This window comes from Tistlia sp., assembly GCF_040905785.1.
Classification (GTDB): Bacteria; Pseudomonadota; Alphaproteobacteria; order Kiloniellales; family DSM-21159; genus Tistlia.
The window spans coordinates 1-16,463 of the sequence record NZ_JBBDQW010000019.1; the positions used below are offsets into that span (position 1 = coordinate 1).

The following is a 16,463-nucleotide window of genomic DNA, read 5'->3' on the forward strand; positions in this document are numbered from 1 at the left end:
CGTGCACTACTCCCCTCAGAAAAAATCCCGGACAGCAGTGCGCGCAAGCGGGGATGACGGAAAGGGGTGAGCCGGGACGACGGAAAGAGAGAGCGGGGACGGCAAGGAAAAGCGCCGGACGGCGCGGATCCGCCTCGCCCTGCTCCCTACAGCCCCAGTTGCCGCGCCAACGCCACCGTCAGGACACCGGCACCGACGGCCAGCAGATCCTGGCGGGTCGTGCGCATGACCAGCAGGGTCGCGCCGATCGCCAGGGCCCCGGCGAGGCCGTGGGTCAGCAGGGCGGGCGCGACGATCGCCATCAGCACGGCGCCGGGCACGGCCTTTAGCCAAGCCTCGACCCGCCCGCCCTGGGGCACCCAGCGCATCAGCAGGAAACCGCCGGCGCGCGTGACGTAGGTCGCCAGGCCCATGGCCAGGATCGCCGCCAGGTTGATCGGCTGCACCGCCAGCTCCCCGGCGCCCCAATCGGCGAAGAAGCCCTCAGCGGCCATGTCGGAAGGCTCCGACCAGGCTGCCGGCCAGGCCGCCGAGCAGAACATACCAGGCGCCCGGCAGCAGCCAGGCGCCGAGCAGCGAGACCGCCGCCGCCGTGCCCCAGGACCAGAGGTCCTCGCGGCCCTGCCAGGTCGCGGCCAGGATCGCGGCGAAGAAGGCGATGAGGATGAAATCGAGGCCGAAGTCGGCGGGATCGCCGAGGAAGGAGGCGCCCGACCAGCCGAGGCCGGTCGCCGCGACCCAGCCGACGTAGAAGACCAGGCCGCTGCCGAGCAGGTGCGCGGCGTCGTTGCTGCCCCGGTCGCGGGCGCGCAGCGCCAGCAGCCAGCCGGCGTCGACCAGGAGATAGAGCAGCGGATAGGCCACCCGCTTCGGCAGGTGCCGGAACCAGGGCCGCAGGGTCGCGCCCATCAGCAGGAAGCGCGAGTTGATCGCCAGCGTCGCGAAGACCAGGGCCAGCACCGCCGGCGGCGTGCTCCAGATCGAGAGCGCCAGCAGCTGCGCCGAGCCGGCGAAGACGACCGCGCTCATCAGCAGGGCCTCGGCGAGGCTGAGCCCGACGTCGCGGGCGGCAAGGCCGAAGACGATGCCGAAGACGAAGGCCGAGGGCGCGTAGGGCAGCGCGTCGCGCGCGCCCAGCAGGGCGCCGCGCCAGGTGAAGGACACGGCCGCGGCGGAGAGGGGTCCTTGTGGCTCCTGGAGGGTGCTCGGCCTCTCGGTCATCTGGATAGGGAAGCCCTGCTGCCCTATAGCGTCAACGGCCGGCGGCGCCCGGCTGCCATGCGCTCGCCGGGGCAAGATCCGGAGTGCAGCCCGCCCGGAGGCCGGCGAACCGGCAGGAGCGGCGAGCTTTGCGCGATTCGGCGCTTACCTGTCGCACCATCGCAAGTGCCGCGCCGGGGCTCGGACAAACTGCGCCGCAGCAAGCACCGCCCTTCGCCCTGCCGGCAAGCCGGCATCCAGGAGCCCGCCCATGACGCGCACCGTCGTTTCCTCCCACAAGAAGACCGTGATCATCGGCTTCGACCAGCCCTTCTGCGTCATCGGCGAGCGCATCAACCCGACCGGCCGCAAGAAGCTCGCCGCCGAGATGGCCGCCGGCGACTTCTCGACGGTCGAGCGCGACGCCCTGGCCCAGGTCGCCGCCGGCGCGGCGATGCTCGACGTCAACGCCGGCATCCCCCTGGCCGACGAGCCGGCGATCCTGGCCGAGTCGATCAAGCTGGTGCAGTCGCTGGTCGACGTGCCGCTGTCGATCGACTCCTCGATCGTCGAGGCCCTGGAGCGCGGGCTTTCGGTCTACCAGGGCAAGGCCCTGGTCAACTCCGTGACCGGCGAGGAGGAGCGCCTGGAGGCGGTGCTGCCGCTGATCAAGAAGTACGGCGCCGCCGTCGTCGCCATCTCCAACGACGAGACCGGCATCTCCGAGGACCCCGACGTCCGCTTCGAGGTCGCGCGCAAGATCGTCGAGCGCGCCCACGACCACGGCATTCCCAAGGAGGACATCGTCGTCGACCCGCTGGTCATGCCGATCGGCGCCATGGGCACGGCGGGCCGCCAGGTCTTCGCCCTGGTCCGGCGCCTGCGCGAGGAGCTCGGCGTCAACACGACCTGCGGCGCCTCCAACATCTCCTTCGGCCTGCCCAACCGCCACGCCCTCAACCAGGCCTTCCTGGCCATGGCCGCCGGCGCCGGCATGACCTCGGCGATCCTCAACCCGCTGCACGAGGAGGAGATGGCGGGTGTTATGGCCGCCAACGTGCTGAACGGCGTCGACGCCAACTGCGGCCGCTGGATCCGCCGGTTCCGCGAGCCGGCGCCGGAAGGCAGCGCCGAGCAGGCGGCACGCGACAGCCGCAGCGAGCGCCGCCGGCGCCGCGCGGTCTGACGCGCCCTCGCCCCCCGACGCGATGGACACCGGCAAGGCCTCCGGCCTTCCCCTGAGCGACGGCCCGGCGGACGCGCCGGCCAAGGGGCCCGGCGAGGCCCTGGTCGTCTTCACGCCCTCGGGCAAGCGCGGCCGCTTCGCGGTCGGCACGCCGCTGCTCAAGGCGGCACGCGCGCTCGGCGTCGACGTCGACACCGTGTGCGGCGGGCGCGGCATTTGCGGGCGCTGCCAGGTCGTCGTCGGCCAGGGCGAGTTCGCCAAGCACGGCATCCGCAGCGCCCAGGACCACGTCACCGCCTGGAACGAGGTCGAGGCCCGCTACCAATCGAAGAAGGGCATGAAGCCGGGGCGCAGGCTGTCCTGCCAGGCGCAGCTACTGGCCGACGCGGTGATCGACGTCCCGGCCGACAGCCAGGTCCACAAGCAGGTCGTGCGCAAGCGCGCCGAAGTGCGCAACATCGAGCTCGACCCGGCGATCCGCCTGCACTACGTCGAGGTCGAGGAGCCCGACATGCACAAGCCGAGCGGCGACCTGGAGCGGCTGCTCCAGGCGCTCGAGCGGCAGTGGGAGCTCAAGGGCCTCGACTGGGACCTGCGCGTCGTCCAGAACCTGCAGAAGACCCTGCGCGCCGGCAACTGGAAGGTCACCGTCGCGATCCACCGCGGCCAGGTCCTGACCCACGTCTACCCGGGCTTCCGCGACAAGGTCTACGGCGTCGCCGTCGACGTCGGCTCGACGACCATCGCCGCGCACCTCTGCGACCTCTCGACCGGCGAGGTGGTGGCTTCGGGCGGCCTGATGAATCCGCAGATCCGCTTCGGCGAGGACCTGATGAGCCGGGTCAGCTACGTCATGATGAACCCCGGCGGCGAGGTCGAGCTGACCGAGGCGGTGCGCGCCGGGCTCAACGAGCTGTTCCACACGGTCGCCAACGAGGCCGGCATCGAGGTCGTCGACATCCTCAACGCGGTGGTCGTGGGCAACCCGATCATGCACCACCTGCTGCTCGGCATCGATCCGACCGAGCTGGGCGGCGCGCCCTTCGCGCTGTCGATGAGCTCGGGCATGACGATCTGGGCCAGCGAGCTCGGCCTGGAGCTGGAGTCCGACGCGCGGGTCTACGTGCTGCCCTGCATCGCCGGCCACGTCGGCGCCGATACGGCGGGCGTGATCCTGTCGGAGCAGCCGCACCTGCGCGAGGAGATCAGCCTGGTCGTCGACGTCGGCACCAACGCCGAGATCGTGCTCGGCAACCGGCACCGGCTGCTGGCCTGCTCCTCGCCGACCGGCCCGGCCTTCGAAGGCGCGCAGATCTCATCCGGCCAGCGCGCCGCGCCGGGCGCCATCGAGCGCGTGCGCATCGACCCGCAGACCCTGGAGCCGCGCTTCAAGGTGATCGGCTCCGACCTGTGGAACGACGAGCCCGGCTTCGCCGGGGAGATCCGCAAGATCGGCGTCACCGGCATCTGCGGCTCCGGCATCATCGAGGTGCTGGCCGAGCTGTTCCTGGCCGGCGTCATCCTGACCGACGGCACCATCGACGGCGCGGCGGCAGCCAGGAATCCGCGCGTCGAGGGCGACGGCCGGACCTTCCGCTACCTGCTCCACGAGCCGGCCGATCCCGACGACCCGCGCATCACGGTGACCCAGAACGACGTGCGCGCGATCCAGCTCGGCAAGGCCGCGCTCTATGCCGGCACGCGCCTGCTGATGGACCGCTTCGGTATCGAGAAGGTCGACCGCATCCAGCTGGCCGGGGCCTTCGGCAGCCACATCGAGCCCAAGTACGCGATGATCCTGGGCATGATCCCGGATTGCGACCTGGCCAACGTCTCGGCCGCCGGCAACGCCGCCGGAACCGGCGCACGCATCGCGCTGCTCAACCAGAAGGCGCGTGACGAGATCCAGCAGATCGTCAAGCGCGTCGAGAAGGTCGAGACCGCCGTCGAGCCGAGGTTCCAGGAGCACTTCGTCGAGGCCATGGCCCTGCCCCACAAGTCGGCGGCCTTCCCCGAGCTCGCCAAGGCCGTCGCCCTGCCCGCCCCGCGCCTGCCGGCACCGCCCGGCGACGGCGAGGACGGCGGCCGGCGCCGGCGCCGGCGCGGCTGAAGGCGGTCGCCGGCGCCCCCTCCCTTCGACAGGCTCACCACGAGTGCCCGTAGAGGCCCCGCGCCAGCCCGTCCTCGCTTCATGGTGAGCTTGTCGAACCATGCCAGCGCACCGCCTGCGCCACTGCCGGTTCGCCCAGCCTCACCGCCAGCGCAAGGTGCGCTCCCTGGTTCGACAGGCTCACCATGAAGCGCCCGGAGAGGCCCGCGCCCGCCCCGCCAAACATCCAACGGCCGTGATTGCTATTCGCAGAAGATACTGGACACAACTGAAGGAAGGGGGCTTGCGAAAGCCGAGCGCCATCGTGGCGGCAGCGCCCCCTGGATTCCGCCCCCGCCCCGGCGCTAGAGTCCAAGCCGACTGCCAACTCAGGAGATCAAATGGATATCGTCAGCTTCACGCGCATGGAGGACGGCACGGCGGAGGAATACGCCCTGCTGGCGCGCCTCGAGAAGGAGCACAACCAGGGCCGCATCGGCGGCGAGGCGCTCGGCCTGCTGGAGCGCATGCGCGGCCCCCGCCTCGGTTACCAGATCGACCGCTATCGCCACTCGCTGCAGTCGGCGACGCGCGCCCTGGCCGACGGCCGCGAAGACGACTACGTCGTCATGGCGCTGCTCCACGACATCGGCGACGTGATCGCTCCGGAGAACCATTCCGACTTCGCCGCGGCCGTGCTGCGCCCCTACGTCAGCGACCGGGTCCTGTGGATCGTCCGGCACCACGGCCTGTTCCAGGGCTACTATTACTTCCACCACTACGGCCAGGACCGCGACGAGCGCGAACGCTACCGCGACCACCCCTGGTTCGACGACTGCGCCGAGTTCTGCGCGCTCTACGACCAGAACTGCTTCGACCCGGACTACGCCGACGAGCCGCTGGAGACCTTCCTGCCGATCGTCGAGCGGGTCTTCGCAAAGACGCCCTGGCGACAGGTCTAGGCGACGCGGCCGGGAAGCCTCACGGCCGCCTGGCCTTGATGTGGGTCGGGCGGTGCTCGCCGCTGTCGAGCACGACCAGCATGTTGCGCCAGATCGCCAGGTTCTTGTCGCGCATCGCCGGGCCGACCGTGGCGGCCATGCGCTCGCCGAGCTCGCCTTCCAGGGCGGCCAGCTCGCGGCGCGCGACCTCGCGGTACCAGGGATTGCGGTCGGCCAGCTCGATCTCGAGGAAGCCGGCACGCTCGAGCGCCGCGCGATAGCGCTCCGGCGAGGCCATGCCGAAGCTCAGCCCCTCGGACTCGACGTAGCGCGCCATCTCCGGCGAGAGCGGCCCGTCGCCGCCACGCAGCCAATCGCTGGCGACGAAGAGCCCGCCCGGCCGGCAGACCCGGAAGACCTCGGCGAAGAGCGCGTCCTTGTCCTCGATGTGGATCAGCGAGTCCTTGCTGAAGACGGCATCGAAGGCGGCCTCGGGAAAGGGCAGCGGCCCCGGCTCCACGGTCCGGAAGGCGATGCGGTCGCCGAGGCCGTGCCTGGCGGCCAGACCTTCCGCCTTCTCGACCAGCGGCGGCTCGATGTCGATGCCGACGACCGAGGCCGCGCCGTAGTCGCGCGCCAGCAGCAGGTCGACGCCGCCGACGCCGCAGCCGATGTCGAGCACCCTCAGGCCGCGGAGATCCGTGCCTTCGAGCAGGCGCGCGACCTCCTCGGGCCCGCCCGGCGACAGGAAGCCCTCGCCCCAGAGGATCTCCAGGGACTCGACCAGGTCGTCGCCGTACTCGTATTCCGGTTCCGAGGTGCCGCCCATGCCTCAGCTCATGACGCCCGCGTGGAGGGGCACGGCCTCGGGAGGGGCCTCCTCCTCCTCGCCGCCCGGCGCATTCGGCAGGCCCCGCTCCTTGCGCGGCGTGCGGCCGAAGAAGTCGCGGTAGCACTTCGAGAAGTGTGAGGCCGAGACGAAACCGCAGGCGAGCGCCACGTCGATCACCGACATGTTGGTCTGGAGCAGCAGCAGGCGCGCCCGGTTGAGCCGGAGCTCGAGGTAGTAGCGGGCCGGCGAGCGGTGCAGGTACTTGCGGAACAGCCGCTCGAGCTGGCGGGTCGAGAGCCCGGCCTCGCGTGCCAGGCGGCTGCGCGGCAGCGGCTCCTCCAGCGCCTTCTCCATCTTGTCGATGACCGAGAGCAGCTTCGGGTGGCGCACGCCGAGGCGGGCCGGCAGGCTCATGCGCTGGTGGTCGTGCTGGTCGCGGATCCGCTCGTGCATGAACTGGTCGGCGACCTGTGCCGCCAGCTCGTGACCGTGTTGGCCGGCGATGACGTTGAGCATCAGGTCGAGCGAGGCGGTGCCGCCGGCACAGGTGAAGCGATTGCGGTCGATCTCGAAGAGCTCGTTGGTGACCTCGAGGTCGGGATACTCCTCCAGGAAGCCGGCCAGGTTCTCCCAGTGGATCGTGCAGTTGTAGCCGTCCAGCATGCCGGCCTTGGCCAGGAGGTAGGGCGCCGTGCAGATCGCGCCGATATCGGCGCCCTGGCGGTCCATCCGGCGCAGCCAGGCGGTCAGCCGGCGGTCGTCGAGCTTCTGCACGTCGATGCCGGCGACCAGCGCGACGGTGCCCAGCCTGGCGGCCGACTCCAGGTCGCCGCTGACCGATATCTCGATGCCGTTGGAAGCGGTCACCGGCTGGCCGTCCAGCGAGAACAGCGGCCAACTGTAGAGCTGCTTGCCGGCGAGGCGGTTGGCTTGGCGCATCGCCTCGACGGCCGACACGAAGGCGATCATGGAATAGCGGGGCAAGAGGACGAAGCCGATTGCCTGAGGCAATTCGCGCGGTGGCTTTCCTAACATGGCGTACCGATCGAGACCCTGCCGACAATCAGCCCAAGGTGCCGGCACTCTGGCACAGGCGCCTGTGTCGCGAAATGAAAACTTCTGGGCGTCGGCGGAAGAGCCCTTGTAGGCCTCGACCTGTGCTGATACGGCCCTGCGCGAGGCCTCGGAGGGCGCTTCCGAATCTGGCCTGAGCGCGACCCGGCCGGCACCTCCGCCGATCGCTCAACCCGAAGCACCGGTGGCCCTCGATGCAGGCGCGCTACTCCTTCTTCTCCCTCGCCCGCAACGCCCTCGGCTATCACGAGAGCTGGCCCGAGGCCTGGCGCTCGCCGGAGCCGAAGGCCTCCTACGACGTCGTCGTGGTCGGCGGCGGCGGCCACGGCCTGGCGACCGCCTACTATCTGGCCAAGGAGCACGGCATCACCAACGTCGCGGTGATCGAGCGCGGCTGGCTGGGCGGCGGCAACACCGGACGCAACACGACGATCGTGCGCTCGAACTACCTGTGGGACGAGTCCGCGGCGCTCTACGAGCACGCCCTCAAGCTGTGGGAGGGTCTGAGCCAGGACCTCAACTACAACGTCATGTTCTCGCAGCGCGGCGTGCTGAACCTGGCGCACAACCAGCACGACCTGCGCGAGCTGCAGCGGCGCATCCACTCGAACCGCCTCAACGGCATCGATTCTGAGTTCCTCGACGCCGAGGGCGTCAAGGCGTTCTGCCCGCCGATCGACCTGCGCAGGAACGGCCGCTACCCGGTGCTCGGGGCCTCGCTGCAGCGCCGCGCCGGCACCGCGCGCCACGACGCCGTCGCCTGGGGCTACGCCCGCGCCGCCGACGCGCGCGGCGTCGACATCATCCAGAACTGCCCGGTCACCGGCTTCCGCATCGCCGAGGGTCGCATCCAAGGCGTCGAGACCGGCAAGGGCTTCATCGAGGCCAAGAAGGTCGCCGTGGTCACCGCCGGCCATTCCAGCGTCATGGCCGACCTCGCCGGCTTCCGCCTGCCGGTCCACTCGCTGCCGCTGCAGGCCCTGGTCTCGGAGCCGGTCAAGCCGGTCATCGACTGCGTCGTCATGTCCAACGCGGTGCACGCCTACGTCAGCCAGTCGGACAAGGGCGAGCTCGTGATCGGCGCCGGCGTCGACAAGTACATCGGCTACGGCCAGCGCGGCTCCCTGCCGGTCACCGAGGAGACGCTGGCGGCGATCTGCGAGCTGTTCCCGATCTTCCGGCGGATGCGCATGCTGCGCCAATGGGGCGGCATCGTCGACACCTGCCCCGATGCCAGCCCGATCATCTCCAAGACGCCGGTCCAGGGCCTCTACTTCAACTGCGGCTGGGGCACCGGCGGCTTCAAGGCGACGCCCGGCTCGGGCTGGGTCTTCGCGGCGACGGTCGCCAACGACGAGCCGCACCCGATCGCCGCGCCCTTCGCCCTCGAGCGCTTCACCTCCGGCTACCTGATCGACGAGCACGGCGCCGCCGCGGTCGCCCACTAGTCATTCCTTTTCGAAGGCCAGGCCCATGCTGCTGATCGACTGTCCCCACTGCGGCCCGCGCGCCGAGCTCGAGTTCTCCTACGGCAACGAGGCGCACATCGAGCGGCCGAGGGAGCCCGACGCCCTGAGCGACGCCGAATGGGCCGACTACCTGTTTCTGCGCGACAACACCAAGGGCCTGCTTCTGGAACGCTGGGTACACAGCCACGGCTGCCGGCGCTGGTTCAACGTCGCGCGCGACACCGTCACCTACGAGATCCTGGCGGTCTATCCGATGGGCGGCGAGCCGCCCGCGCTGGCGCCGCTGCGCGCGCTCTGACCCCCTTCACCGACCAGGAACCGATCATGGCCTCGCCCTCGCCGGCCGCGTCCCCCGACAGACAGCCGTTCCGCCTGACCGGCGGCGGCCGCCTCGACCGCTCGCGCACGCTGAGCTTCCGCTTCGACGACCGGCAGCTGACCGGCCACCCGGGCGACACCCTGGCCTCGGCCCTGCTCGCCAACGGCGTCCACCTGGTCGGCCGCTCCTTCAAGTACCACCGGCCGCGCGGCATCCTGACCGCCGGCGCCGAGGAGCCGAATGCCCTGGTCCAGGTCGGCCGCGACCCGCGCACCGATCCCAACGTCAGGGCGACCCAGCTCGAGCTGTTCGACGGCCTCGCGGTCGCCTCGCAGAACCGCTGGCCGAGCCTGGAGTTCGACGTCGGCGGCGTGAACAACCTGCTGTCGCGCTTCCTGCCGGCCGGCTTCTACTACAAGACCTTCATGTGGCCGGCCTCGGCCTGGAAGACCTACGAGAAGGCGATCCGTCAGGCCGCCGGCCTGGGCGTCGCACCCTCGAAGCCGGACCCCGACCGCTACGACAAGACCTTCGCCCACTGCGACCTACTGGTCGTCGGCGCCGGCCCGGCCGGCCTGTCCGCGGCCCTGGCGGCGGCGCGCGCCGGCGCCCGGGTCGTCGTCGCCGAGCAGGACTTCGAGCTCGGCGGCGACCTGCTGTCGGACCGCGGCGTAACGATCGACGGCCGGCAGGCGCTGGAGTGGGTCGCCGAGGCCGAGGCCGAGCTGCGCGGCCACGAGCGCGTCCGGATCCTGACCCGGACGATCTGCTTCGCAGCTTACGACCACAACTTCTTCGCGCTGCACGAGCGGGTTACGGACCACCTGGCGCCGGCCGAGCGGCCGGGGGGCCTGCCGCGCCACCGCCTGTGGAAGCTGCGCACCCGCCAGGCGATCTTCGCGACCGGCGCGATCGAGCGGCCGCTGGTGTTCAGCGACAACGACCGGCCGGGCATCATGCTGGCCTCGGCGGCGCGCAGCTACCTCAACCGCTGGGCCGTCAAGCCGGGCGAGCGGGCGGTCGTCTTCACCGGCAACGATTCGGGCTACGCGACCGCGCTCGACCTGCGGGCCGCCGGCGCCGAGGTCGCGGCGGTCGTCGACCTGCGCGAGGCCGCGGAGGGCCCGCTGAGCGAGCAGGCCAAGTCCGCCGGCCTGCGCATCCTGAGCGGCCACGCGGTGATCGGCACCCAGGGCGACAAGCGCATCGCCAAGCTGCGCGCCGCGCGCCTCGACCCCGACGGCACGCGCGTCGCCGGCGGCGGCGAGGAGATCCCCTGCGACCTGCTGGTCAGCGCGGCCGGCTGGAGCCCGAGCGTCCACCTGCACTGCCAGGCCAAGGGCTCGATCGCCTGGGACGATGCCCACGCCTGCTTCCTGCCCGATGCCTCGATGCAGAAGGGCCAGGCGGTGACCGGCTCGGCGGCCGGCGCCTTCGGCCTCGCCTCCTGCCTGTCCGGGGGCGAGTCGGCCGGGCGGGCGGCGGCCGAGGCGCTGGGCTTCCAGGCGCCGGCGCCGCGTAGCCGGCTCCAGGCGGAGGACCATGACTTCCTGCCGATGCGCCGGCTCTACTGCGTGCCCTCCGACAAGCCGCTCGGCCAGGGCGGCAAGCACTTCGTCGATCAGCAGAACGACGTTACGGCCGCCGACCTCCTGCTGGCGCTGCGCGAGGGCTACCGCTCGATCGAGCACGTGAAGCGCTACACCACGACCGGCATGGGCACCGACCAGGGCAAGCTCGGCAACGTCAACGCCATCGGCATCGTCGCCGAGCACCTGGGCCGGCCACTGCCCGAGGTCGGCGTCACGACCTTCCGCGCGCCCTACACCCCGGTCTCCTTCGGCGCCTTCGCCGGGCGTGACATCGAGGACCTGCTGGACCCCGTGCGGACCACGCCGATGCACTCCTGGCACGAGCGCGCCGGCGCGCTGTTCGAGGACGTCGGCCAGTGGCGCCGGGCCTGGTACTACCCGCAGGAAGGCGAGGACCCGCACCGGGCGGTCGAGCGCGAGGTCAGGGCGACGCGCGAGACGGTCGGCATCCTCGACGCCACGACCCTGGGCAAGATCGAGATCGTCGGCCCGGACGCCGCCGAGCTGCTGAACCGCGTCTACACCAACGCCTGGAGCAAGCTCGGGATCGGGCGCTGCCGCTACGGGCTGATGCTCAAGGAGGACGGCATGGTGATGGACGACGGCGTCACCAGCCGGCTCGGCGAGCAGCGCTTCCTGATGACCACGACCAGCGGCAACGCCGCCGCCGTCCTGGCGCACCTGGAGGAGTGGCTGCAGACCGAGTGGCCGGACCTGCGGGTGTTCCTGACCTCCGTCACCGAGCAGTTCGCGACCATGACGCTGTCGGGCCCGCACGCGCGCCGCCTGCTGTCGGAGGTCTGCGACCTCGACCTGGCGAACGAGACCTTCCCGCACATGAGCTTCCAGGAAGGCAGGGTCGCCGGCGTGCCGGCGCGGATCTTCCGGATCTCCTTCACCGGCGAGCTGTCCTACGAGATCAACGTGCCGGCCGGCCAGGGGCTCTCGGTCTGGCAGGCCCTGGTGCGCCACGGCGAGGCCTACGGCATCACGCCCTATGGCACCGAGGCCATGCACGTGCTGCGCGCCGAGAAGGGCTTCATCATCGTCGGCCAGGAGACCGACGGCTCGGTGACGCCGCTCGATCTCGGCATGGACTGGATCGTCTCCAAGCAGAAGGACTTCATCGGCCGGCGCTCGCTGTCGCGCTCCGACATGCTCAAGCCCGACCGGCCGCAGCTGGTCGGGCTCCTGACCGAGGACCCGAAGGTGGTGCTGCCCGAGGGCGGCGCCCTGGTCGACAGGATGCGCCGGGAGACGCCGGTGCCGATGGTCGGCCACGTCACCTCGAGCTACTGGAGCCCGAACTGCGGACACTCGATCGCGCTGGCCCTGGTCCGCCGCGGCCGCGAGCGGCTCGGCGAGACGATCCTCTGCCCGCTCGGCGACGGCACCGCCGTGCCCTGCAGGGTGGTCGAGCCCCTGTTCTTCGACAAGGAAGGAGAGCGCCAGCGTGCCTGAGGTCCTGGAGCACCACTCCGCCCTCGCCCATCTCGGCCTGGCGGCCCGCGCACGCCCGGGCGACGCGCCCGCCCAGGCGGCGGGCGTCGCCATGAGCGAGCTGCCCTACCGGGCGGCGGTCAACCTGCGCGGCCGGCGCGAGGAGGAGGCCTTCGCCGCCGGCGTCGAGCGCGCACTCGGCGTCGCCCTGCCCGCGCGGGTCGGCGGCGTCGCCGCGGCGGGAGGCCTCAGCGTGCTGACCCTCGGCCCCGACGAGTGGCTCATCGTCGGCGGCACCGACGGACCGGCGCTGCGCCGGCGGCTGCTCGAGGCGCTGAACGACTCCTTCGCCTCGGCGGTGGAGGTCGGCCAGCAGTACTGCACGCTCCGCCTCGCCGGCCCGCGGGCCGCGGATACCCTGCAGAAGGGCTGCCCACTGGACCTCGACCCCGGCGCCTTCCCGGCCGGAAGCTGCGCCCAGTCGCTGCTCAGCAAGATCGAGGTACTGATCCACCGGCTCGAGGTCGCCGGAAGCGAGGCGCCGGTCTTCGAGGTGCCCGCCTTCGAAGTGACGGTGCGCCGCAGCTTCGCCGACTACGCGTGGCGCTGGCTGGAGGACGCGGCCGGCGAGTACGGCGTCGAGATCGTCGCCGCTCCGGGCACGCCGTAGCGGGGAGCGGCGAGCGGTCCTGGGTGCGGACCGCCCGCCGAAGCGGATCAGTCGTCGACCCACTCCCAGGAGCCGTCGGGCTGGTAGCAGGCCTTGCCATAGGCGTTCTGCATGCGCCCGTCGATCAGCACCGTCTTGTTGACTTCGCGGCAGTAGCGGCCCTCGCTGGGCGAGGGCGGCGCATAGCCGGGGTGAAGGTAGCCCGGCGACTGCACGACTCGCGGCGCCGGGTCGACGTAGATCACGCGCGGCGGCCGCTCGACATAGACCGTGCGCGGCGAGCCGAAGACGATCGAGGCGCCGACGCCGCTGTGGCGGTGCCGCCCCTGCCGGCCATGGAAGCCGTGGAAGCTGTTGCCGTGATGCCAGCCCGGCCCCCAGTGGTGGTGACGCTTCTTCCAGTGACCGGCCTCTGCGGCCGGCGCCAGCAGCATCAGAAGGCCGATCGCCAGCAGGGCCGAGAAGGCGGCGGTCGAGAATTTTAGGCGCATCGAAACTTTCTCCTACCGGTGCCGGCGTTTGTGGGACCTGTCCCTGTGCCCGTAACGATCTTCATCGTGGCGACCGCGCTCCCAGCCACGATGACGGCCATGGTAGCGGGGCGGCGCGTGCCAGCGCTGCTGGTCGTGCCAGTGGGCCCGCCGATCGTGGCGATAGCGCGGCGCGGGGGCATGGTAGGTCGGCCCCAGCTGCAGCACGACGCCGGGCCCGAGAATGATGCCGGACGAGCGACTCTGGTGATGGCGCCGCCAGTCGCCGGCCTCGGCGGGCGCGACGGCGAAGAAGAGGGGCGGGGCGGCCACGGCGGCCAGGACGCCGGAAATGATCGGGGATCGCATGACAGTTTCCTCCCTGCTGCCGACCGGGCGGTGACGAGACCCGGCGGGCTTCCGGTCACCCGCCGCCCCGGGAAGGCTCCGGTACGGCGGGTGACAGAGGTTCAACGGTCACAGCACCTTGATCCGTCGCCCGCCTTGTGCGCGGATGGTCGAACGCCCTATTTCCAATGGGATCCGCCCTTCCTCCCCAGCCGCGACCGAGGACACCCATGGCCCCCGAGTCCCACGCCGGCCCGACCGATGCCGGTCCCGTCTATTCCGACGCCCTGGAGATGATCGGCCGCACCCCGCTGGTCCGCGTGGCGCGGCTCGATACCGGCCCCTGCGAGCTCTACCTCAAGCTGGAGAACCAGAATCCGGGCGGCTCGATCAAGGACCGCATCGGCAAGTCCATGATCGAGGCGGCGGAGCGCGACGGCAGCCTGAAGCCCGGCGGCACGATCGTCGAGGCGACCGCCGGCAACACCGGCCTCGGCCTGGCGCTGGTCGCCGCGCGCAAGGGCTACCGCCTGATCATCGTCGTGCCCGACAAGATGGCGCAGGAGAAGATCTTCCATCTCAAGGCGCTGGGCGCCGAGGTGCGCCTGACCCGCTCCGACGTCGGCAAGGGCCATCCCGAGTACTACCAGGACATCGCCGAGCGCATCGCCGGCGAGGAAGGCGCCTTCTTCGTCAACCAGTTCGGCAACCCGGCCAACCCCTGGGCCCACGAGACGACGACCGGTCCGGAGATCTGGGAGCAGATGGAGCATCGCCTGGACGCCGTGGTCTGCGGCGTCGGCTCGGCCGGCACGATCACCGGCCTGGCGCACTATTTCGCCTCGGTCGATCCCGAGGTCGAGATGGTGCTGGCCGATCCCGAGGGCTCGGTGCTGGCCGAGCTGATCGAGACCGGCACGCCGGCCACAGAGGTCGGATCCTGGGTCGTCGAGGGCATCGGCGAGGACTTCGTGCCGCCGATCGCCGACCTCGAGCGGGTGCGCAAGGCCTACACGATCCCCGATCGCGAGGCGCTGCTGACCGCGCGCGAGCTGCTCAGCAAGGAGGGCATCCTGGCCGGCTCCTCCACCGGCACCCTGCTGGCCGCGGCGCTGCGCTATTGCCGCGAGCAGAGCGAGACCAAGCGGGTCGTGACCTTCGTCTGCGACAGCGGCAACAAGTACCTCTCGAAGATGTACAACGACTACTGGATGATCGATCAGGGCTTCATCGAGCGGCCGCGGCGCGGCGACCTGCGCGACCTGATCGCCCGCCGGCACGGCGAGCAGGCCACCGTCACCACGGCGCCGGACGACACGCTGCTCGCGGCCTACGGCCGGATGAAGCTCTACGATATCTCGCAGCTGCCGGTGATCGACGCCGAGGGCCGGGTCGTCGGCCTGCTCGACGAGTCGGACCTGCTGCTCCACGTCGTCGAGGACGAGAGCCGCTTCCACGACCCGGTCTCGACCGCCATGGTCGAGCGCCTGGAGACCGTCGCGCCCGACGCCGCGATCCACGACCTGCTGCCGATCTTCGCGCGCGACCACGTCGCGATCGTGCTGGAGGACGGCCGCTTCGAAGGCCTGATCACGCGGATCGACCTGCTCAACCACCTCCGCCGCAAGCTGAAGTAAGGGCCCATGCCAGACAGCCGTCGCCGCAACCAGCCGGGCTTCGGCACCCGGGCGATCCATGCCGGCCAGCAGCCGGACCCCACGACCGGCGCGATCATGACGCCGATCTACGCCAGCTCGACCTACGTTCAGTCGAGCCCCGGCGTGCACAAGGGCTTCGAGTACAGCCGCACCCACAACCCGACGCGCCAGGCCTACGAGGCCTGCATCGCCGACCTCGAGGGCGGCAGCGCCGGCTACGCCTTCGCCAGCGGCCTGGCGGCCACGGCGACCCTGCTCGACGCCCTGCCGACCGGCAGCCACGTCATCGCCATGGACGACGTCTACGGCGGCACCTATCGCCTGTTCGAGCGGGTGCGCCGGCGCTCGGCCGGCCTCGACTTCAGCTTCGTCGACCTCGCCGACACCGAGGCGCTGGAGGCGGCGATCCGTCCCGAGACGAGGCTGATCTGGATCGAGACGCCGACCAACCCGATGCTCAAGCTGGTCGACCTCGAGGCGGTCGCCGCGATCGGCCGTCGGCGCGGCGTCTGGACCTGCGCCGACAACACCTTCGCCAGCCCCTGGGTGCAGCGCCCGCTCGAGCTGGGCTGCGACCTGGTCATGCATTCGGCGACCAAGTTCCTCAACGGCCACTCCGACATGGTCGGCGGCATCCTGGTCGTCGGCGAGAACGCCGAGCTGCGCGAGCAGCTGACCTTCCTGATCAACGCGGTCGGCGCGGTCCAGGGGCCCTTCGACGCCTTCCTGGCGCTGCGCGGCCTGAAGACCCTGCACCTGAGGCTCGAGCGCCACTGCGCCAACGCCCTGGCCGTCGCCGAGTGGCTGGAGCGCCACCCGAAGGTCGAGCGAGTCGTCTACCCCGGGCTCGCCAGCCACCCCCAGCACGATCTGGCGCAGCGCCAGATGCGCGCCGGCGGCGGCATCGTCACGGCCCTGCTGAAGGGCGGGCTCGAGCCGTCGCGGCGCTTCCTGGAGCGGGTCGAGCTGTTCTCGCTCGCCGAGTCGCTGGGCGGCGTCGAGAGCCTGATCGAGCACCCGGCGATCATGACCCACGCCTCGATCCCGGCCGACAAGCGCGCCGCGCTCGGCATCTCCGACGGGCTGGTGCGGCTGTCGGTCGGCGTCGAGGACGGCGACGACCTGATCGCCGACCTGGAGCGCGCCCTGGCCTGAGGCTGGGCTCGGGGCGACCG

At 71.2% G+C, this 16,463-nt stretch carries 15 protein-coding genes; 9 read left to right on the forward strand and 6 right to left on the reverse strand.

Annotated features, from left to right (window positions below):
* Window positions 1–146: 146 nt before the first annotated feature.
* The gene (locus tag WD341_RS05245; protein ID WP_368424379.1) at window positions 147–494 is read right to left on the reverse strand and encodes an AzlD family protein; all 348 of its coding nucleotides are present in this window, start codon (window positions 492–494) and stop codon (window positions 147–149) included.
* Window positions 484–1,221 carry an AzlC family ABC transporter permease gene (locus WD341_RS05250; protein ID WP_368424380.1) on the reverse strand — a complete coding sequence of 246 codons (738 nt, stop codon included), beginning with the start codon at window positions 1,219–1,221 and terminating at the stop codon, window positions 484–486. Before WD341_RS05250 ends, WD341_RS05245 begins: the two co-directional genes overlap by 11 nt.
* A gap of 250 nt (window positions 1,222–1,471) precedes the next feature.
* On the opposite strand from WD341_RS05250, the gene WD341_RS05255 reads away from it, so the two are divergent.
* The 3 genes from WD341_RS05255 to WD341_RS05265 all read left to right on the forward strand — a co-directional run bounded on the left by WD341_RS05255 (window position 1,472) and on the right by WD341_RS05265 (window position 5,437).
* Window positions 1,472–2,386, forward strand: a complete 915-nt coding sequence (locus WD341_RS05255) for a methyltetrahydrofolate cobalamin methyltransferase (protein ID WP_368424381.1) — start codon at window positions 1,472–1,474, stop codon at window positions 2,384–2,386.
* A gap of 22 nt (window positions 2,387–2,408) precedes the next feature.
* Window positions 2,409–4,496 (forward strand): ASKHA domain-containing protein, encoded by a 2,088-nt coding sequence (locus WD341_RS05260; RefSeq protein WP_368424382.1) that lies wholly within the window; start codon window positions 2,409–2,411, stop codon window positions 4,494–4,496.
* A gap of 380 nt (window positions 4,497–4,876) precedes the next feature.
* Window positions 4,877–5,437 (forward strand): HD domain-containing protein, encoded by a 561-nt coding sequence (locus WD341_RS05265; RefSeq protein ID WP_368424383.1) that lies wholly within the window; start codon window positions 4,877–4,879, stop codon window positions 5,435–5,437.
* Between the two features lie 19 nt (window positions 5,438–5,456).
* Here WD341_RS05265 and WD341_RS05270 read toward each other — a convergent pair whose 3' ends face one another.
* The gene (locus tag WD341_RS05270) at window positions 5,457–6,245 is read right to left on the reverse strand and encodes a methyltransferase domain-containing protein (protein ID WP_368424384.1); all 789 of its coding nucleotides are present in this window, start codon (window positions 6,243–6,245) and stop codon (window positions 5,457–5,459) included.
* A gap of 3 nt (window positions 6,246–6,248) precedes the next feature.
* Window positions 6,249–7,259: a GlxA family transcriptional regulator gene (locus WD341_RS05275; protein ID WP_368424385.1), complete on the reverse strand. Its 1,011-nt coding sequence runs from the start codon at window positions 7,257–7,259 to the stop codon at window positions 6,249–6,251.
* Between the two features lie 257 nt (window positions 7,260–7,516).
* Here WD341_RS05275 and WD341_RS05280 point away from each other — a divergent pair, with 257 nt between their 5' ends.
* From WD341_RS05280 to WD341_RS05295, 4 genes are read left to right on the forward strand one after another with little or no spacing between them, the layout of a single operon-like run.
* Complete coding sequence (locus tag WD341_RS05280; protein ID WP_368424386.1) at window positions 7,517–8,770, forward strand: sarcosine oxidase subunit beta family protein; 1,254 nt, start codon at window positions 7,517–7,519, stop codon at window positions 8,768–8,770.
* Between the two features lie 25 nt (window positions 8,771–8,795).
* A complete protein-coding gene (locus WD341_RS05285) occupies window positions 8,796–9,089 on the forward strand; it encodes a sarcosine oxidase subunit delta (RefSeq protein ID WP_368424387.1) in 294 nt (97 codons plus the stop codon).
* 26 nt (window positions 9,090–9,115) lie between these two features.
* On the forward strand, window positions 9,116–12,163 hold the full coding sequence (locus tag WD341_RS05290) for a sarcosine oxidase subunit alpha family protein (RefSeq protein ID WP_368424388.1): 3,048 nt from the start codon (window positions 9,116–9,118) through the stop codon (window positions 12,161–12,163).
* Window positions 12,156–12,812 (forward strand): sarcosine oxidase subunit gamma, encoded by a 657-nt coding sequence (locus tag WD341_RS05295; RefSeq protein ID WP_368424389.1) that lies wholly within the window; start codon window positions 12,156–12,158, stop codon window positions 12,810–12,812. Before WD341_RS05290 ends, WD341_RS05295 begins: the two co-directional genes overlap by 8 nt.
* A gap of 47 nt (window positions 12,813–12,859) precedes the next feature.
* On the opposite strand, the gene WD341_RS05300 is transcribed toward WD341_RS05295, so the two are convergent.
* Both WD341_RS05300 and WD341_RS05305 read right to left on the reverse strand, forming a co-directional pair.
* Window positions 12,860–13,303, reverse strand: a complete 444-nt coding sequence (locus WD341_RS05300; protein ID WP_368424390.1) for a hypothetical protein — start codon at window positions 13,301–13,303, stop codon at window positions 12,860–12,862.
* A 12-nt stretch (window positions 13,304–13,315) separates the two neighbouring features.
* Window positions 13,316–13,651, reverse strand: coding sequence for a hypothetical protein (locus WD341_RS05305; RefSeq protein ID WP_368424391.1), 336 nt, complete (start codon window positions 13,649–13,651; stop codon window positions 13,316–13,318).
* A 209-nt stretch (window positions 13,652–13,860) separates the two neighbouring features.
* Between WD341_RS05305 and WD341_RS05310 the strand changes: the two genes are divergently transcribed.
* Both WD341_RS05310 and WD341_RS05315 read left to right on the forward strand, forming a co-directional pair.
* The gene (locus tag WD341_RS05310; RefSeq protein ID WP_368424392.1) at window positions 13,861–15,267 is read left to right on the forward strand and encodes a pyridoxal-phosphate dependent enzyme; all 1,407 of its coding nucleotides are present in this window, start codon (window positions 13,861–13,863) and stop codon (window positions 15,265–15,267) included.
* Window positions 15,268–15,273: 6 nt separating this feature from the next.
* Complete coding sequence (locus WD341_RS05315; RefSeq protein ID WP_368424393.1) at window positions 15,274–16,443, forward strand: PLP-dependent aspartate aminotransferase family protein; 1,170 nt, start codon at window positions 15,274–15,276, stop codon at window positions 16,441–16,443.
* Window positions 16,444–16,463: the final 20 nt, after the last annotated feature.